This is a genomic window from Chitinophaga pinensis, assembly GCF_007896845.1.
GTDB classification, from domain to species: Bacteria; Bacteroidota; Bacteroidia; order Chitinophagales; family Chitinophagaceae; genus Chitinophaga; species Chitinophaga pinensis_C.
Genome location: NZ_VOHS01000008.1, coordinates 191,543 through 211,596 on the forward strand (window position 1 = coordinate 191,543; position 20,054 = coordinate 211,596).

Sequence of the window (20,054 nt, forward strand, 5' to 3'; positions counted from 1 at the left end):
AAAGCCTTTGTAAAGGAATGTTAAAACCCCTCCTGATATTTCGGCAACTGGTCTGGTGGCATGGTAATTGATCTTTTCTATATGAAGTTCTTTAATTGATTTCATCAGCAGATATGCTTACACCACAAGGCCATACTTTTTTGTATAACCTTAAATCTGACAATATGAACAAAGTTCAAGTAAGCATATTCGCCCTTGCAGTTATAGCTATTGCAGCATTCTCTTTCCGCAATATGGAAGGAGGTTCCATCACAGGTAAAGTAACACCATTGGATGGAGCGAGCACAGCCTGGGCCATTTATGGTGCAGACACACTCAAAGCTGATGTGCTGGACGGCACATTCAATGTACAGGGCGCGAAAGTTGGTAACTACACCGTGATCATCAGTGCGAAGCAACCATTTAAAAATGTGACGCTGAGCGATGTGAAAGTAGAGGAAGGAAAAGTGACCGACCTGGGCGAAATCAAATTAGAACAATAAACAAGAGCAATAGTTGGTTTTCATAGGGGTTAATCAAAAAGCCGGTTCCATACGTCCGTATGGCCGGCTCTTTTTTTTGTACATAATCAGCCCGTTTAGGGGTACTTCTTCCATTTGCCGTTATAATGTTCAAAGTCCCCTAAAAAGATGAAAGCATTGAACTATAAAAGCATTTTTTGCGGCAAATGGAGCTCCGCTGGCTGGGAGCTGCTTTTACTTGCATTTTTCAGCATTGCGCTGACAGCCTGTAACAAGGAAATAATATCCGGTTCCGGCGTTGTTATCACGGAAACAAGACAGGTCCCTGCCTTTTCTGACGTAGCGGCTGAGGGCTCCTTCCGTGTACATTTAAGACAAGGTAACGACGGCCCCGTGGAAGTAACTGCAGATGACAATGTCATGCGGGCGATAGATACCTATGTCAGTGGCAGTACATTGCATCTGCGTATTAAAAGCGGTGTGAAGCTGCATACCTCCAGAGATATTGATATCTATGTGAATTCCACCAGATACTATGGGGTGTCTTTTTCAGGCGCCGGCAGTGTGGAAAGCCTTGATACGATAAAAACAGACCGTTTCTCCTATAAAATGGACGGCAGTGGCAATGCCCGTTTCAGGATAGTGACCGACAGACTGGAAACGGAGGTAGATGGCAGCGGTAACATCCAGTTGTTTGGCAGTGCCACCAATTTCCATAGCGAGATCAATGGCAGCGGAGATATCAGCGGGCTGGACCTGATCTGTCAGGATGCCAATCTTTATGTCAAAGGATCAGGTAATCATACTCTCAGCGTATCACACTCCCTTGATGTAAGCATACGTGGCAGCGGAGATGTCAGGTATAAAGGCCCCGCCACCGTAAATTCAGACATAAAGGGATCAGGAAAAGTTATCAAATTATAAATACCGAAAGCGTCACACATGCAGGCTGGTTACATAACAGCATTTTCAGGTACTGCCAGCACTTTTGTGAGCAGGAATAAGGACAAAACCTATTTTTGCACTATGCCGGAAAATGCAGAACTACAGCAACTATTAATGGAGAATGAAGATGCCTTTATGGAAGCGCTCTTCAGGACCTACTTTTCATTTGTCTGCAAGACCATCTACCGTATTGTACAAAGCAATGCAACAGCGGAAGACCTTGCACAGGATGTGTTCATTAAGATCTGGAACAGGCGCACAGAGCTGCACCAGGTATACTTTAAAGCATATTTGCAGAGAGCAGCTATCAATATGGCACTGGATTATCTTGATAAAAATAAACGCAGAGGTGTACATATGCCCATGGAGGAATATATGGAACCTGTACAGGCTGCGCCTGCCGGTCAGAGTCTTCACCAGACCACCCGGCATATACAGCAGGCGATCGATAAACTGCCTGAAAAATGCAGAGAGATCTTTATTCTCAGTCGTTATGAAGAACTATCCTACCGGGAGATTGCTACTACGCTGAATATATCTGTAAAGACCGTCGAAAACCAGATGATGACAGCGCTTAAAAAACTACGGGTATCCCTGCAGGATTATTTACAGGTATTGATCCTGTTTCTGGCAGGCAGCGCTATTTATCCTTTACTTTTACAATTTTAATGTATGTCATACACCTTTGACCATATAGAATCGTTGATCGTGCGCTCGCTGGAAAGCAGCCTGAGTGAAGCTGAGCAGACAACCCTGCAAAGCTGGCTGGAGGAGAATGACGCTAACCGCCGCTATTATGAGGAATTGCGTAAAACATGGGATCTGACCGGCAGTGCCGATGAGGATATCATGCCGGATATTGATGCGAACTGGGCTTCTTTCAGCCGCAAACTGCAACACGGTACGCAAGCGCAGCCTACGGCGATCGTAAGAAACGTAAACAGTTACCGTGGATTTATCCGTGCCGCTGCCGCTGTATTACTACTTGGAGGCGCAGCAACAGCTTATTTCCTGTTGAAGGGACCAGCGCAGATGACTGTGCAGACAGCTGCGAATGAAACCAATATCATTGTGCTGCCTGATGGATCCAAAGCATTTATCAATAACAACAGTACGCTGCGTTATGCAAAGAATTTCAAGGATGGAGAAAGAGCGATACATCTGGAAGGCGAGGCTTTCTTTGATGTGGTAAAGGATGATGCGCATCCTTTTGTAGTCTACACCTCACAAACAAGAACCCAGGTACTGGGTACTACTTTCGATGTAAAGGCGTATACCGTACAACCAGTAGAAGTATTCGTACTAAGTGGAAAAGTATCGGTTGCAGGACAAGAGCAGCAAACAAAACAGGTAGTATTGACAGAAGGCAGGAAAGTGACTGTAGGTAAGGATCAACAGCTGGCGGAAGATGCGATTTCCAATCATGATTTCATCGCGTGGAAGGATAATATCATGGTATTCGATGACGAGCCGATCAGCCATGTGATCAGGAAAGTAGAAGCCTTATATGATGTGAAGATTGTGGCAGATGAAAATGTACAGGAGTATAGGATCAAAACAAGGGTAACACCGGGTCAGCCGTTAGAGGAAGTGTTAAATACCATTGCTGTAAGTGCGAATGTGAATCTGACGAAAGAAGGAAGTGTGTACAGGTTGGGCAAATAAAACAATGCTTAGTGATAAATAAAAAAAGGTGGTCTGTTTGACAGACCACCTTTTTTATTGTCAGGCTCCTCCCAGTTTGCATTTCTGCAAAACTTCCCAGGATTTACCGTTATGACGGAGGAAGTACAGGTTATTCACCTTAAAGGTGGCTTTATATTCCTTGTTTTCGTATTCAGGCCATGCCTTTTCGAACTGCGCATCTTCCAGGTCTTTGAAAGCAACTGTTACATGCGGAGTGAAACCGGTACGGGCCAGCATTGTACTGAAACCAAATTCCTTACGCAGGAAGTTGATCAGCTGTCTGTGCAGGGCACCCATAGTTTCGCTCTTCTCTACGTTAATGAACAGAACGCGGTTCTGCTTATTAGGGAAGGTACCGTAACCATCGAGGGATACCTCGAACGGAGCCTGTGTTTTGGCGAATTCAGCCAATTCATCACAGAAAGCTTTTTCCAGTGCAGGATCAGCTGTGAAAGGTACCTGGAGCGTGATATGCGGCAGTACTTTCAGCGCATACATCGGACCATACTTCTCAGCAAATTCCTGTTTTATTTTGATAATCTCCTTACCTACTTCAGCAGTAGGGAGTAAGGCGATAAAATAGATCTTGTTGTCCACTTTTGGTGGGAATGGTTTACGCATACCACCACCACCGCCACGGTTGAAGCCTCCGCCACCACCGCCGCGATTGTAGCCTCCGCCACCGCCGCCGCGATTGTAACCACCGCCGCCACCGCCGCGATCGTAACCACCACCGCCGCCGCCGCGATTGTAACCACCGCCGCCACCGCCGCGATCGTAACCACCACCGCCGCCGCCGCGATTGTAACCACCGCCGCCACCGCCGCGATCGTAACCACCGCCGCCACCGCCGCGATCGTAACCACCACCGCCGCCGCCGCGATTGTAACCACCGCCGCCACCGCCGCGATCGTAACCACCGCCGCCACCGCCGCGATCATAACCACCACCGCCGCCGCCGCGATTGTAACCACCGCCGCCACCGCCGCGATCGTAACCACCGCCGCCACCGCCGCGATCATAACCACCACCGCCACCGCGGTTGTAGCCACCACCACCGCCATCACGGTCGCCATAGCCACCATTATCACGTGGGCGATATCCACCGCCGCCGCCATCACGATCCCCGCGGTTGTAACCACCGCCGTCACGATCTCCACGGTTGTAACCACCGCTATCACGATCAGAATTATAAGACCTATCTTCTCTAGGTCTGCCCTCCCTTTCGTTATTAAAATCGGGTTTGAAGTAACCGCCCGGTCTCTCCTTATTGGGATCTTGGTCTTTTTCTGTACCAGGTGGAGAGTAGGGCCTGCGGGGGCGTTCGTTTCTCTCAAAAGTCATCTTACTTAATTAAGCGTTTGAATCAATATTAGCTATGATTTCATAAAAATGAAATACGTCTCCATATGAGTTATATAAGGGCGCCGGTGAAATACGAATTACTCCGGGTTCCCGCCAGTCGACGATTATACCGGCGTCAGTCATCTTTTGTTGGATTTCTCTCCCTTTTTCATGAAAGAGCAAAGATAATTGAGCACCGCGTTCCTTACAATTTTTTGGCGTAATTATTTCAAATTTTATGTTTTCTATATGTTTTAACAGGAATTCAAGATAATTGGTGAGTTTTATGCTCTTATCTCTTAAAGCTGCCATCCCGGCGGACTCAAATAGTTCCAGTGAGGCTTTTAATGCTACCATGTTAAATACCTGTGCCGTGCTTATTTGCCAGCCTTCTGCACGGTTTTTGGGTTTAAAACCCTTCTCCATTTTAAAACGGGTACTTTCTTCATTGCCCCACCAGCCACCTAGTCTTTGCCGGTTAGTATCGAGGGCGTGTTTCTCGTGTATAAATGCTCCACCTACAGCGCCGGGGCCTCCATTTAAATATTTATATGAGCACCAAACGGCAAAATCTACTTCCCAGTCATGCAAATTCAAAGGTACGTTTCCTACTACGTGTGCCAGGTCGAACCCGACTACAGCCCCAACTCTATGGGCTACTTCCGTAATGGACTGCATATTAAACAATTGGCCGGTATAATAGTTTATTCCCCCCAATAATATTATTGCTAAGCTACTACTTTCCTTCTCAATAATCTCAAAAATATCTTCCTCCCGGATCAAATGCTCACCGGGCCGGGGGGCCACTTCTATTATTGCTTCAGCCGGATCAAAGCCATGCAGTCGCACCTGTGTCTCCAGCGCATACTGGTCACTTGGAAAAGCACCCGCCTCCATCAGCACCTTAAAGCGCTGTTTCGTCGGTTGGTAAAAACTCATCAGTAACAGGTGAAGATTTACAGTAAGCGTATTCATCACTGTCAACTCTTCCTGGCTGGCTCCAACTATTTTTGTGAGTGGTTTGCTACAATATTGCTGATAATAAAGCCAAGGATTTTCTGCATTCCAGTATCCTTCTACCGCGTGATTTTTCCAGTCATTCAGTTCCTGTTCTATGGCCGGTTTTACGTTCTTCGGCTGTAACCCCAGAGAATTTCCGCAAAAATAGATGGCATCTTTTCCATTTCTCTGCGGGAAATAAAATTGCTCTCTATACGTCTTTAATGGGTCTGATTGGTCTTGCTCTTCAGCAAACCTCCTTGATAATTCAAACATAAATCAAAATTCCAGGTTTCTCTTAACCTGATTCCGTCATTACCCGTACTCTACTTAAAAAAATGAGTACTGTTGCTGCCTTCTATGGCAAACGGAATCACTATAACGTGTCTTAATATCAATCTCCGTCCAGTAAATTGCCAAGCCCACCCAGGATACTACCTTCTTCCTTACGCTTGCCTGTACCGTAAGACACCAGTCTTGCGGCCATTCTGCTGATCGGTAAGGACTGTATCCATACTTTACCCGGACCTCTTAATGTGGCAAAGAATAATCCTTCACCACCAAACACCATATTCCTGATTCCTTTTACAAATTCAACGTCAAAATGCACTCCTGAAGTATATGCTACCACACAACCAGTGTCTATTTTTAACACCTGACCGGGTAAAAGCTCTCTTTCGATGACCATTCCCCCTGCGTGTACAAAGGCCATTCCGTCCCCTTCCAGCTTCTCCATGATAAAGCCTTCCCCGCCAAAAATGCCGGTTCCAAGCTTCCGCTGCCATTCAATGCCAATACTAACACCTTTCGCTGCACAAAGGAACGCATCCTTCTGACAGATCACCTTGCCACCCATCCGCTGCAGATCCATCGGAATGATCTTACCCGGATAAGGCGCAGCAAAACTCACCTTTTTCTTACCCTGCCCCACATTCGTGAAAGCAGTCATAAAAAGGCTCTCCCCGGTCAGCATGCGCTTGCCTGCTGATACGAGTTTGCCAAAAAGTCCCTGATTAGCTTGTGAACCATCCCCGAACATTGTTTGCATCTGAATATCCTGATCCATCATCATAAAACTGCCGCTCTCAGCAATTGCAGTCTCCTGCGGATCTAGCTCAATCTCGACAATCTGTATTTCTTCACCATAGATACGGTAATCTATTTCATGGTTGCGTCGCATAGCGTTTGATATATTAATCAGGTTAACAAGAATGGCTCTTGTGCGTCAAATGTAAGCAATTGCTGCCTCAGTCAATTGTTAAAATTTGTTAAGGTATAAAAAAAGAAACCGCCTCGTGGAAACGAAGCGGTACCTGTTAAACCTACAACTGTTACACTGTATAGTGTGAACTAAACTCTTTCATGCATCTTCTTATCTTGATGATGTGTATGATTTGTATGATTTTCTTCCGCCTCGCCCTCATGGTCTTCTCCAACAGGGAAGAAACGATATGGCTTTGGTGACATGTAAGCCGGGTCATGCATCTTCCGCACTTCCTCTTTCTTCAGGAACAGCTTCAATATCAGCACAAGGAAAGGCACATATTTCAGACTTCTTGCCAGTCCGTAACGGTCCAGTACGTCAATAGAACGTTTATTCATTGCATACATTACCGGTACGAGGATCAATGTCAGGAAGGTCGCAAACACCAGTCCGTATACCATCGTCCAGGCCAAAGGTCCCCAGAAAGCCACGTTATCACCTCCGAAGAAGATATGAGGCTCAAAGGAAGAGAACAGCCCCGCAAAGTCAATGTTAAATCCTACAGCCAGTGGAATCAGACCCAGAATGGCCGCAATTGCTGTCAGTAATACCGGGGTCATACGGGTTCTTCCCGCCTCAATCACCGCTTCATATACAGGCATCTTCTGCTGTACCAGTAAGTCAGTAAACTCTACCAGTACGATACCATTACGTACAACGATACCAGCAAGTGCCATAATACCTACACCGGTCATTACAATAGAGATGTCCATACCAAAGATGGAAAAACCGAGGAATACCCCTATAATGGAAAATAATATTTCCATAAAAATGATCAGCGGACGACCAATAGAGTTAAACTGCGTCACCATGATCATCAGAATCAGACCAAAAGCACCCAGCATCGCCATACCAAGGAAGTTAGAAGTCTCCTGCTGGTCTTCCTGCTCACCTGTCATCTTCACACTGATACCCGGTGTCTTAGGGAAATCCTGTATCGCTGTCTGTATCTGCTGCACCACCTCATTCGTATTATAACCTGTCAATACATTTGAGTATAAGGTCACAACACGCTTCTGATCAATACGTTTAATACTTGCGTATGTGTTAGAATACTTAATTGTGGCAACCGCCGATAACGGCACCTGACGTATCGTTCCGTTCATATTCATATCACGGTACACAATATTCAGGTTCATCAGGGTATTGATGTTGTTACGCTGATCTTCACGGAATCTTACCATAATCTTATAGTCATCCTCCGGGTCACGGAACTTGGAAGCTTCCTGTCCGTACAGAGCCGTACGTAATGCCATACCAATAGTCGTCGTACTGATACCTTCCCTGTTCGCTCTTTCACGGTCAATGTTTACCAGTATCTCAGGTTTATTGCTCTGGAAGTCTGATTTCAGTTCTTCCACACCGCCTATCTCCAGACTATCCAGATAACGTTTCATTTTATCAGCTGCAGCAGTCAGCTCTTCAAACTCATCACCGGAAATCTCAATATTGATCGGCTTACCTGTCGGAGGACCACCCTGCTCCTGCTCTACCGTGATATCCACACCGGGAATACCTCTTACCGCCTTACGGATTTTATCAAGGTATTGTACAGTGGAATGTCCGTCACGTTTACCAAACTCTACGAAGGCTACTGTTACCTTACCCTTGTGCGGCTGCACACTCATATCCATCTGGGAAGGATCACCTGCTCCTACCGCCACGTTAGAGATAATAGATTCTACGATAGGATTTTTCTTACCTACTACTGCCGTAATCTTTCCTTCAATAATATGCGTCACCGAGTCAGTATACTTCTGATCTGTACCCATCGGTAATTCAATATATGTATAGATGAAGTTCGGATCTGCCTGCGGGAAGAACACCACTTTCGGACTGGTAATAACAGTCAGTATGATACTGAATACCAGCAATGCAAATGTGCCGATCAGGATCCATACCGGACGCCATCCCACAAGACACCATTTAAGGATCTTTCTATAACGTTCCTGCACACGCGGCCATGTGTTGGTCTGGAAGCGACGGGCTACGCCACCCAGCCAGAATCTTTCCAACATGATCATCGCCAGTGCAAACAGAGTGAAATTACCCACACCTTTACTGCCCGCTGCATAGGCGAGCAATGCTACTACCACAAACACAGCAGTGAGGATCTTCATACTCTTATTAAACGTCGGTTTAGGATGATTATCTCCTTCATGACGATCCATAAAGTCAACCGCAAATACCGGGTTGATAATATATGCTACGATCAATGATGCACCGAGTGTAGTGATCAACGTTACTGGCAGGAAGAACATGAAACTACCGATAATACCAGGCCAGAACAACAGCGGGAAGAATGGCGCCAATACTGTTAATGTACCGGAGAACACCGGCAGAAACACCTCACCTGCTGCTACTTTTGCCGCCTTTACAATACCCAGATCTTTTCTTTCATAAAATATACGGTGTACGTTTTCTATTACCACGATCGCATCATCCACCACAATACCCAATGCCAGCAGGAATGAGAACAACACCATCATATTGAGGGTGAAATCGTACATCGGCATCAGCAGGAATGCAATGAACATAGAGATCGGTACAGACAATGCTACGAAGATTGCGTTCACTGCACCCATGAAGAACATGAGGATCAATGTCACCAGCAGGAAGCCAATGATGATCGTGTTGATCAGATCATGCAGTGTTACACGGGTAGAGTTGGACTGATCGGCAGTAATGGTTACATCCAGTCCTGCAGGCAGATAATCTGCTTTCATTTCATCAATGATCACACGGATCTTATCTGACGCGTCGATCAGGTTCTTACCACTCTGCTTGATTACATTAAGGGTGATTACGTTCTTACCATCCAGACGTGCATAGCTTTCCTGTTCTTCAAAACCATCTACTACTTCCGCTACATCTTTCAGATATACTGTTGCGCCTGACATACCACGCACAACGATGTCGCGTATTTTATTCGCATCTTTATATTCCCCTTTCACACTCAATGTACGCTTCTGTCCGTCCATAGAAACCAGACCTCCGGAGATGGTACGGTTTTCCATGGCAATCGCATTTGCAACATCATCAAAGGTGATCTTCGCCGCGTCCATTTTGTATTTATCGACATTTATCTGGATCTCTCTTTCCAGTGCGCCGACAATATCTACGCGGGTGATTTCATTCAATGCTTCGATACGATCCTGCATTTCATCTGCATACTTCTTCAGTGATTGCAGATCAAAATCACCTGACAGGTTCACGTTCATGATAGGTATCTGCGATACGTCTATCTTGATGATCTGTGGTTCCTGTGTAAGGTCGTTTGGCAGATCTTTCTTCGCATCATCTACTTTCTCACGCACTTCCTGCCGCGCGGTTTCCATATTTTCACTCGCATCAAATTCTATCGTGATGGCAGAATAGTCCTGCATGGAAGTACTCTTGATAGACTTCACACCGGAAATACCACCCAATTGTTTTTCTATAGGCTTCGTCACCAGCGTCTCCATGTCCTCTGGAGAAGTACCGCTGTAAATGGTGCTGATATAGAACTGAGGAAACACTACTTCCGGAAACTGTTCCTTCGGCAGGCTCTGGTAGGACATAATACCTGCGAGGGCCAGGATAATGGTAGCCACATAAATGCTCACCTTATTATCAATGGACCAGCTGGTAGGTTTAAATTCTTTATTCAGGTTGTCTTGCATAAACCAGTTTTAGAGTATTAAAGCTGGATAAGGTCATTATCATTCAATCCCTGGTAACCGATAGTTACGATCTTGTCACCTGTCTGCAGTCCGCCTTTGATCTCTGCCTTATCATTATAGGTGCGGCCCATTTCGATCTCTCTTCTTTTTGCCACCATCTTACCGCTTTGATTTTGTGCAACGATCACATATGGTTTACCTAATGAGTACTGGATAATATTCACCGGTATTACAATAGCTTTAGGTGCTGTGTAATCGATGATCTTCATTCTTGCGATCATGTTAGGACGCAGTTCAGGATCATTCTGCAAAGGCACTTCTAATTTTATCGTACGACTAGTCGGATCAATTACTTTTGAAGCGAAACCGATTTTGGTACGGATATTCTTATCGATATCCGGGAATTCAAGTACTACCTGATCGCCAGTTTTCACTTTGCTGGCATAAGCTTCTGCTACATTTGCCAGTACACGCAGATTACTGCCATTCACCACGCGGAATGCAGGGCTGCCCGGCGCAGCATTGTCACCCAGTTTAACGATCACTGCATCAACAGTACCATTGATAGGAGAAATGATCCTTGCCTGTGACATCTGATCCTGCAGGGTCGCCATTTTCCTTTCCAGTGATTCTTTCTGTGTTTTTGCATTCAGATATTGTACTTCAGAACCAATCTTCTGATTCCAAAGGTTCTGTTGTTTCTGGAACATAGTATTAGCCAGATCCAGCTGTGTATGCAGCTCTGCCATATTCGCCCGCATGATCTGGTCATCTACCTGTGCCAATGATTGTCCTTTGCTTACGCTCTGTCCTTCTTTTACATGTATCGCAGTAACGATGCCGGGAATCTTGGCAGATACGCTCACATTCTCACGTGCATCCACAGCACCCTGTACATCGATGTAATGTTCAAATACAGTATCCTGCACATCTGCAACAATTACAGCTTTCTTTTTACGTTCAGTGGTATCTCCTTTCTGCGTTTGTTTTTCCAGCTCAGCGATCTGCTGTTTCAGAGTAGCTTCCTGTTTTTTAAGCTCTGCCAGTTTCGCCTCCGGCGAAGGACTGCTGCAGGCAGCCATGAGTGTAAGGATCAGCAGAGCGGGACGATATATCTTGGACATATAATAAAGAGTTAATAGTTAGTTGTAGTTTTCGCTTACAGTTTTCCGTATGCTTTCAGGTAATCTACTTTCGCTACCGCTGCATTATACAGCGCCGTGAAGTAGTTATTCTGTGCAGTGAGCAATTCGTTTTCAGCAGTACTCATTTCCAGACTGGAACCAACACCTTCACGATATTTGATCTGTGTAGTATTGTATACTTCTTCCGCCAGTTTCATATTGCTTTCCTGTGCTTCCAGTGTCAGGATATTATTCCGAAGACTGGAAGTAGACTGCGCCTGCTCCATATCAATACCCAGTTTGGTATTTTCCAATGTCAGTTCTGCTTTTTTCACCTGAAGGAAGGCCTGATCTTCTTTACGTCTGCGCTGCATACCACTGAATATGGTAAATGACAGGTTCACACCATAAGACACATAGCCATACCATGTTTCACGGTTGAAGTAATTGAACTGATCACTTGCACGGCTCATACCACCGGTACCAAACAATGACAGGGTCGGCAGTTTCTGGAATTTGTAGCGTTTCAGATCATATTCATATGCTTGTTTCTGCGTCTGGAGCAACTGATATTCTATACGCTGTGAATAGTCAAATTGTTCTGAAGCGATTGCAGATCTGATCTCAGCAGTTGACAGCGTATCTGTCAGCTTAATCGGCTGCTGAATCGCCATTCCCATCTGATATTTAAGTGCAGCGAGACCCACTTCGGTTACATTACGGAGCTTTGTTTCTTCAGTACGGAGGTTGGTCAGTTGTACAACCAATCTGTCTACGTCCAGCTTTTCTACCAGACCATTTTTATAGGTCTCTTTGGTTTCGTTCAGCAGTTTCTCAAGATTCGTGATGTTATTGCCGAGTATCTCCAGACCTCTGCGGGCGGAGAGCACGTTATAATAGGCTTTATATACACCTACTTTCACATCTACTTCTGATTTCTTTACTGATTTAGAAGCCAGTTGTTCCAGCGTTTCACGCGCCTGTAAAGCCACGAGTACACTTGGATCGAACAGTACCTGTTTCAGGGTTACTTCTCCGATTACGTTGAACTTCAGGCCGAACGCAAAAGGCACCAATGTACCTTTGGGAACAGAATCACTAAAGTTGGACGCATCTATCAATTGTTTCTGTACAATAGGGTTATGCTGATAAGTGCCTGAACCGGCGAGTGTAGGCAATGCCATACCGCTCACTTCTTTATTCTTAGCCAGCTGGATCAGTTCATCCAGTTTAGCCGAGCGTACGGAAGCCTGATTGGCAAGTGCATAATCTACCGCCTGTTGTGCAGACAGTGAGATAGTTTCCTGCAGCGGCGCCTTTGCGGGCTGCTGGGCCATCGCACAGTGGAAGATCATCAGCAGCAGGAGTCCTGTCAAACCTGCGTGCTTTTTGTCAAGTTGCATAAAGGTCATTGGTTTTACTGTAGTTGTAGTTTATTCTCTTCCACGCGTTTATACCCTTCCGGAGAAACAAGTCCGTATAGGAAATGTTCCAGCAGGATGCACTGTACTTTGCTCATGTCATATTTCCCGTAGGGGAATATGTCAGGCTGAAAACATAGCATAGAAGTCGCCAGTCTGTACTGGGTCATTATTTCGATATCAAAATCATTTCTATATAATCCTTCACGCACGCCTCTTTCTAAATTCTGTCTGACGGTTTTCTGCAGATTATTATTCTTATAATCCTGAAATACCTGGTAGGCTTTCGTATGGAACTTTTGCAGATCGAACAGGATGATCGGGTTCATGTTACGGAAGCTCATATCCAGCTGTTTCATGACGAGGAATAGTTCGTCTATGGCGTTCGCGGCTTTTTCCTGATTTTCAATACATTCCTTATCCAATTGTTGCAGATACCGGGCAATGGCATGCATCACCAGTTCATCTTTATCTGCAAAGTGAGCATACAGGGTCTTTTTGGATACACCCATTCGCTGGGCTATATCATCCATTGTGATTGAGCGTGTTCCGAATTGACAGAACAAACTGAATGCAGTATCCAGAATACGTTCCTGTATATCCATTTTGTGCGGTATGTATGTTTCTTATTATCTTCTGCAAATCCTTATAGTGATGGTTAATTCACTACCTTCCGGCTTCATAGTTCTTTGGTGGTCTCTAAATGATTTGCGATGCTGGAACAAAACTATGGAAACTTTTTAAACTACAAAAGTTTCCAACGCAAATAATTTTAATATACTTATCCTGTATATAACAGTGTTATCTTAAGGTCCGGAAGCTCAATATGTTGTTATATGCTCCTTATCAAGCCCTTTCGGGGAACTGATCAGCTGTGAGGGAAGTCCGGATCAAGTCCACCTCATGTCCGCCTTAAGCGGGCAGCAGGTCCCCCTCTATTCCATTATAACACCCTTGTGCGTCAATACATATGCTGGTGATGGTACCGATCAAGTCCACCTCAAGTCCGGCTAAAGAGGATATCAAGTACCCCTGTTGTCCATCATTACTCCATTACAATACCCTTGTGCGTCAACACATATGCCGGTGATGGTACTGATCAGGTCCACCTTATATTCAGCTTAAGGAGGCATCAGGTACTCTACTTATCCGTCACGACTTCATTGTAATAAGCATGTTATTTCAGTGCATACGGCTGCTTTTCGCATCATGCTCATTATTGCCGGACTGTGTGCGGGTATAACATCCCCGGGGATAAAATAAACGATGTAACTTTGACCCGTCAGATATCATCATCCAGGATATTCCCGGATCATTCACGTATTTGCATTTAAATTATATGTCTCCTAAAAGTCGTCTTAAAGTCCTGGCTGCCCGCATATTGAGGTATTTCTTTCAGGGTTTACTGATACTCGCTCCGATGGGTGTGACTGCCCTGACCTTGTACTGGGTATTCGTTACTATTGACAATATCATCCCTAAGGAAATCCTTCCGCTGGAAACGCCGCTCAGATATCTGCGCTACAAAGGTGTCGGATTTGTGCTGGTGTTATTACTCGTGATAGTGGTGGGTTATCTGAGTTCCTCATTTATTGTGAGCCGCATTTTTGCGTTGTTTGATCACATGCTGGAAAGGACACCATTTATTAAATATATCTATACCTCTGTAAAAGATGTGTTTGATGCATTTGTAGGTGAGAAGAAGAAATTTGATCATCCGGTGCTGGTGCAGGTATATGGAGAAGACGTATGGGAAATGGGTTTTATTACGCAACCTGATGTCTCTAACTTTGGACTGGAGGGCTATACTGCGGTATACGTACCGCATGCTTATGCCATTACCGGTAAAGTATTCATGGTGCCTGTCAGCAAGGTAAAACCGCTGACTAATATCTCTGCCGGCGAAGCGATGAAATTTGCTGTGAGTGGTGGTGTGACGAACATCGAAGTACACGAGAAACACGAAAAGAAAGAGGCGCGCTGATTATTCTCTTTTACAGATATAGGCTGACATCGCTCTGATGTCGTTTTGATCTTTATTATCCTTCGTTCATCCTTCGTTCATGAACGAAGGATGAACGAAGGATAATAAAGATCAAAGTATTATTACTACTTCTTCTCTCCCCTTCCACGAACTGATTATTTATCTTAATATTACAATTGTCTGTTAACCAACCACACTTATGCACCATATCTTTCTGGCCTTCTGCCTGCACCTGATTACTATTCCTGTTTATGGATGGGGTTTCTTCGCTCATGAGCGCATTAACCGTCTGGCGGTATTTTCTCTGCCTCCGGAGATGCTGGTATTCTATAAACCTAACATTGAATATCTCTCCACACATGCGACAGATGCAGATAAAAGAAGATATATCATTCCTGAAGAAGGGCCACGGCACTACATCGACATAGATCATTACGGACAGGCACCATTTACGGCACTTCCCAGATCATGGCAGGAAGCACTGCTGCAATATACAACCGATACATTGCAAACGTATGGCATTTTACCATGGTATCTTCCACAGTTATTATCCCGGTTGACGCAGGCATTCAAAGACAAAGATGCTGATAAGATCATGCGGCTGAGTGCTGACATTGGCCACTACGCGGGAGATGCACATGTGCCCTTACATGCCTGTTCCAATCACAACGGACAACTCACAGGGCAGCAGGGAATACACGGACTGTGGGAATCCCGCATCCCCGAATTGATGGCTGACAAGACCTTTCAATACCTTACAGGCAAAGCATGCTATATAAAAGATATTAATGCATACACCTGGCAGATAGTGATGGAAAGCGCTGCAGCAGCGGATACGGTGTTGCGGCAGGAAAAAATAGTCAGTGAAAAATTCTCCTCCGGCAGGAAATTTGCATATGAAAAACGCAACGGGAAACTGATCAGAAATTACGCAACAGCTTACACAAAAGCCTATCATGGCGCATTAGGAGACATGGTAGAACGTAGAATGAGAGCAGCTATCTCAGCTACAGCCAACTACTGGTACACCGCCTGGGTCAACGCAGGCATGCCGGTGCTGAACAATCTGAAAAAAGGAATCAGTACACAAGATCCCGTTCATCCCACACCTGAACGCATGATAGGCCGGCAGGAAGCTTAAAACAGGCTTCCAATTAATTTCGATTTTAAAAAAATATAAATTATCTTTGTTAGTACTATCTTTTTAGCCTTATCCTACACGCGTTCAGCTACAATGTGAAATGCCATACTTTTTTTTCCATTCCTCTGACAAAACCAAACAAAGTGGAACAAGCAAACAATTTATTTAACTTAGAACGACCTATGAAGGTGCACAATTTTAACGCAGGGCCTTCCATATTGCCGAATGAGGTGCTGTACAAGGCCAGTAAAGCTTTGATTGACTTTGAAGGTTCAGGAATGTCTATTTTGGAAATAGGGCATAGAACTCCATTGTTTCAGGCTGTATTGGACGAAGCACGGGATCTTGTTAAAGAGTTGATGCAACTCGAAGACGATTTCGAAGTTCTCTATCTTCATGGAGGTGCGACAACGCAGTTCATGCAGATACCGCTGAACCTCCTCGAAAACGACGGCACGGCATCTTATATTGATACCGGTGTTTGGAGCAATAAGGCTATAAAAGAAGCGAAACAGTACGGTTTCGTGGATGTTGCTGCCAGTTCAAAAGACAGCAGTTATAACCACATACCTAAGCAGTTCAACATCTCCCCAAAATCTACCTACCTGCACATCACCACTAACAATACCATTTATGGTACGCAGTGGCAGAAGATGCCGGAGACAGATGTTCCGTTGATCGCTGACATGAGTAGTGATATACTCAGCCGTTCACTGGATTTCAACAAATTCACGCTCATTTACGCAGGCGCCCAGAAAAACATGGGAGCAGCAGGCACTACACTCGTAATTGTCCGCAAAAGCGCATTGGGTAAAGTCACACGTAAGATTCCAACGATCCTCGATTACCGTAATCATATTGAGAACGGTTCCATGTTGAACACCCCTCCCGTATTTGCTATCTATATTTCTATGCTCACACTCCGCTGGTTAAAAGAACAGGGTGGTGCTGCTGCTATGGAAAAAGAAAATGAGAAAAAAGCAGGTCTGCTGTACAATGAAATCGATCAGAATCCATTGTTCCGCGGTACCGCTCAGAAAGAAGACAGGAGCCGTATGAACGTATCGTTCATTATGGATAAACCTGAACTGGAAGAAGAATTCCTCAAATTCTGCAAGAAAGAAGATATCGTAGGTATCAAGGGTCACCGTCTCGTAGGTGGCTTCAGAGCTTCTCTTTACAATGCACTGCCATATGAGAGTGTAGAAGTATTGGTGGAAGCGATGAAGTATTTCAGCCTGAAGAAAGCGTAATGCAATCAGACATTACAAATCAGGAATTGTTGTGATCAGACTGTCACATAGATAATATTCTGCATATTATTAAAGTCATAAAGAGAATGGCGCTTCATTATTGAGGCGCCATTTTTATTTGGACCCATTTCATTTAAAAATGCCACCATTAATTGGGTGTTCAATCATTTACTACACTGATTCCCGATTCTTAATTCCTAATTGCTAATTGACTATCGCTTAGACGGGAAAAATTAATTATTTACTTTTGCGGCCTAACAATCTATTATCATGGCAATCATCAGACCCTTCAGAGGATTAAGACCTACTCCGGAACTTGCAGACAAAGTTGCTGCCCGCCCTTACGATGTGCTCAGCGCAGCAGAGGCAAAGGCAGAAGCTGCCGGTAACCAGTACTCGTTTTACCATGTTTCCAAGTCGGAAATTGACCTTCCCGAAGGTACCGATGTGTACAGTCAGTCCGTATATGATAAAGCTGCCGAAAACCTGCAGAAATTTATCAAAGAAGGTACGCTGTTTCAGGACAATACCGCTTGCTATTATATCTATCGTCTGATCATGAACGGCCGCACCCAGACAGGTCTGGTATGTGCTTCCTCCGTATCAGATTACAACATGGGTATTATTAAAAAGCATGAATTTACGCGCCCTGATAAAGAACTGGACCGTATCAACAATATCAAAACCACCCGTGCACAGACAGGTAATGTATTTCTTGCATACAATGACGTTCCGGAAGTAAACTCCCTGATTGATCATTGGATTCATGCGAATGCACCTGCTTACGACTTCACTGCTGCTGATGGTATACAGCACACTGTATGGGTAGTGAACGAAGAAAGCGCTGTAAACCAGATCACCTCTCTGTTTGCCAGCAAAGTGCCGCACACTTATATCGCTGATGGTCACCACCGCGCAGCATCTGCATCACTGGTACAGAAAGAATTCGAAGAAAAACAGATGATCGGTACCGATGATCCGGCTAATTTCTTCCTGACCACCATCTTCCCTGCCAGCCAGCTGGTAATACTGGACTATAACCGTCTGGTAAAAGACCTGAATGGTCTGACCAAAGAAGCCCTGCTTTCCCGTCTGGAATACGATTTCACCGTAGAATCAATCGGTCACCTGCCACAACAGCCCTCCATGCTGCATGAATTCAGCATGTATCTGGAAGGAACCTGGTACCGTCTGGTAGCGAAAGAAGGTACTTACACAACTGATCCTATCGGCATCCTCGATGTGACTATCCTCTCTAACAATGTACTGGATAAAATACTGGGTATCAAAGATCAGCGTACCGACAAACGTATTGATTTTGTGGGTGGTATCCGCGGACTGCAGGAACTGGTAAAAAGAGTCGATAGCGGCGAAATGAAAGTTGCATTTGCACTTTATCCGGTTACTATTCAGCAGCTGTTTGACATCGCTGACAGCGGCAATGTAATGCCTCCGAAGAGCACCTGGTTTGAACCTAAGCTGCGTGATGGCCTTATCTCCCAGATGATTTAACTGCTTCATCATACTATTCAGACGCCTGCCGGTACGGCGGGCGTTTGTTTTTACAGATAGTGTTAATACACAAGAAACAGTCCCGAAACAGGCATTCGGGCTGCCGGACTGAATGTTTGGCACATTTTTTCTTTACTTTTACAGCAAACGTCTGATCGGCATGAATATGAGGGCTTCATTATTAAGAGCAGGGTTATTTACTGCTATATTATTTTCTTCTGTAATAACTGCGTCCGCACAGGATGCAAAGGAATTATATACGACAGCGACAGGATTTATACGTGATGGTGATTATTCCAACGCTATTCTGGTATTAAACCAGGCACTGCAACAGGAACCTGATAATATAGACTTTAAAAAACAGCTCGGCTTTGCATATTATCTCCAGGGAGATATGAATAAAGCAAAAAATATCATTGAACCCATTCTCAATAAAAAAGAAGCAGACGAGCAAACTTTCCAGATCGCGGGTAACATTTATCAGTCCCGTCAGGAATGGAAAACAGCACAGAAGCTGTATGAAAAAGCTCTGCGTAAGTTTCCGGAAAGCGGAGAACTGTATAATGATAACGGACAGTTGCTCATGTTCCTCAAAGTATTTGAAGGAGGTATGGGTAGCTATCTGAAAGGTATTGAGAAAGCACCCAACTTCTCCGGCAACTACTACAATGCCATTAAAGCTTATGTGTATATGAACAACCCGGTTTGGGTAATCATATATGGGGAAATATTTGTCAATCTGGAAAGTTATACCGCGCGTACCGCAGAAGTCAGAACATTGCTGCTGGATGCCTATAAATCGTTATACAACGATCCTGCTCAGCTTAATAAAGCTATCGAAGACGAAAACGAAAATAAAAACAGGAAGAAGGCAGTAGCTGATTTTGCGCTTGCATTCAAAGCGTCTATGGGTAAACAGCTCAGTGTCGTAATGGCCGGTATAGATCCGGAGACCCTCATTATGCTGCGTACCCGCTTCCTGCTGGACTGGTACAACTTTTCCGGTCTGCGTTTTCCATATGCACTTTTCGATTATCAGCGTACCCTCCTGAAACAGGGCATGTTTGAAGCATATAACCAATGGATGTTTGGTCCTGTAGCTAATCAGCCGGCATACAGAGCCTGGACAACCATGCACAAAGCAGAATACGATACTTTTTTACAATATCAGCGTAATCACCCACTGAAGTTAAGAGCGGATGAATATTACAACGACAATAAGTTTACGATGGTGAGGTGAGGTGATTGAGCCAATCAG

16 protein-coding genes are annotated in these 20,054 nt (G+C 44.8%); 9 read left to right on the plus strand and 7 right to left on the minus strand.

Features of this window, described 5'->3' with window-relative positions:
• Positions 1 to 164: 164 nt before the first annotated feature.
• The 4 genes from FEF09_RS11000 to FEF09_RS11015 all read left to right on the plus strand — a co-directional run bounded on the left by FEF09_RS11000 (position 165) and on the right by FEF09_RS11015 (position 3,071).
• Positions 165 to 482 carry a carboxypeptidase regulatory-like domain-containing protein gene (locus FEF09_RS11000; RefSeq protein WP_146305155.1) on the plus strand — a complete coding sequence of 106 codons (318 nt, stop codon included), beginning with the start codon at positions 165 to 167 and terminating at the stop codon, positions 480 to 482.
• A 147-nt stretch (positions 483 to 629) separates the two neighbouring features.
• A complete protein-coding gene (locus tag FEF09_RS11005) occupies positions 630 to 1,385 on the plus strand; it encodes a head GIN domain-containing protein (RefSeq protein ID WP_146305156.1) in 756 nt (251 codons plus the stop codon).
• Positions 1,386 to 1,403: 18 nt separating this feature from the next.
• On the plus strand, positions 1,404 to 2,075 hold the full coding sequence (locus FEF09_RS11010) for an RNA polymerase sigma factor (protein WP_146305157.1): 672 nt from the start codon (positions 1,404 to 1,406) through the stop codon (positions 2,073 to 2,075).
• Positions 2,076 to 2,078: 3 nt separating this feature from the next.
• The gene (locus tag FEF09_RS11015; RefSeq protein WP_146305158.1) at positions 2,079 to 3,071 is read left to right on the plus strand and encodes a FecR family protein; all 993 of its coding nucleotides are present in this window, start codon (positions 2,079 to 2,081) and stop codon (positions 3,069 to 3,071) included.
• A gap of 60 nt (positions 3,072 to 3,131) precedes the next feature.
• Here the strand turns inward: FEF09_RS11015 and FEF09_RS32825 are convergent, their stop codons facing one another.
• The 7 genes from FEF09_RS32825 to FEF09_RS11055 all read right to left on the minus strand — a co-directional run bounded on the left by FEF09_RS32825 (position 3,132) and on the right by FEF09_RS11055 (position 13,511).
• Positions 3,132 to 4,436, minus strand: a complete 1,305-nt coding sequence (locus FEF09_RS32825) for a 2'-5' RNA ligase family protein (RefSeq protein ID WP_261387413.1) — start codon at positions 4,434 to 4,436, stop codon at positions 3,132 to 3,134.
• A gap of 9 nt (positions 4,437 to 4,445) precedes the next feature.
• Entirely contained in the window at positions 4,446 to 5,711 is a 1,266-nt protein-coding gene (kynU, locus tag FEF09_RS11030; protein WP_146305159.1) for a kynureninase, read from the minus strand.
• A 118-nt stretch (positions 5,712 to 5,829) separates the two neighbouring features.
• Positions 5,830 to 6,615 (minus strand): TIGR00266 family protein, encoded by a 786-nt coding sequence (locus FEF09_RS11035; RefSeq protein WP_146305160.1) that lies wholly within the window; start codon positions 6,613 to 6,615, stop codon positions 5,830 to 5,832.
• Positions 6,616 to 6,785: 170 nt separating this feature from the next.
• Complete coding sequence (locus FEF09_RS11040; protein WP_146305161.1) at positions 6,786 to 10,361, minus strand: efflux RND transporter permease subunit; 3,576 nt, start codon at positions 10,359 to 10,361, stop codon at positions 6,786 to 6,788.
• Between the two features lie 17 nt (positions 10,362 to 10,378).
• Entirely contained in the window at positions 10,379 to 11,485 is a 1,107-nt protein-coding gene (locus tag FEF09_RS11045; RefSeq protein WP_146305162.1) for an efflux RND transporter periplasmic adaptor subunit, read from the minus strand.
• Positions 11,486 to 11,520: 35 nt separating this feature from the next.
• A complete protein-coding gene (locus FEF09_RS11050; RefSeq protein ID WP_186774290.1) occupies positions 11,521 to 12,888 on the minus strand; it encodes a TolC family protein in 1,368 nt (455 codons plus the stop codon).
• Positions 12,889 to 12,902: 14 nt separating this feature from the next.
• Complete coding sequence (locus FEF09_RS11055) at positions 12,903 to 13,511, minus strand: TetR/AcrR family transcriptional regulator (RefSeq protein WP_146305164.1); 609 nt, start codon at positions 13,509 to 13,511, stop codon at positions 12,903 to 12,905.
• 734 nt (positions 13,512 to 14,245) lie between these two features.
• Here FEF09_RS11055 and FEF09_RS11060 point away from each other — a divergent pair.
• The 5 genes from FEF09_RS11060 to FEF09_RS11080 all read left to right on the plus strand — a co-directional run bounded on the left by FEF09_RS11060 (position 14,246) and on the right by FEF09_RS11080 (position 20,036).
• The gene (locus tag FEF09_RS11060) at positions 14,246 to 14,890 is read left to right on the plus strand and encodes a DUF502 domain-containing protein (protein ID WP_146305165.1); all 645 of its coding nucleotides are present in this window, start codon (positions 14,246 to 14,248) and stop codon (positions 14,888 to 14,890) included.
• 199 nt (positions 14,891 to 15,089) lie between these two features.
• Positions 15,090 to 16,031 carry a zinc dependent phospholipase C family protein gene (locus FEF09_RS11065; protein ID WP_146305166.1) on the plus strand — a complete coding sequence of 314 codons (942 nt, stop codon included), beginning with the start codon at positions 15,090 to 15,092 and terminating at the stop codon, positions 16,029 to 16,031.
• A gap of 182 nt (positions 16,032 to 16,213) precedes the next feature.
• Entirely contained in the window at positions 16,214 to 17,284 is a 1,071-nt protein-coding gene (serC, locus tag FEF09_RS11070; protein WP_146305167.1) for a 3-phosphoserine/phosphohydroxythreonine transaminase, read from the plus strand.
• 270 nt (positions 17,285 to 17,554) lie between these two features.
• Positions 17,555 to 18,796, plus strand: coding sequence for a DUF1015 domain-containing protein (locus FEF09_RS11075; RefSeq protein ID WP_146305168.1), 1,242 nt, complete (start codon positions 17,555 to 17,557; stop codon positions 18,794 to 18,796).
• A 112-nt stretch (positions 18,797 to 18,908) separates the two neighbouring features.
• Positions 18,909 to 20,036 (plus strand): tetratricopeptide repeat protein, encoded by a 1,128-nt coding sequence (locus FEF09_RS11080; protein WP_146305169.1) that lies wholly within the window; start codon positions 18,909 to 18,911, stop codon positions 20,034 to 20,036.
• Positions 20,037 to 20,054: the final 18 nt, after the last annotated feature.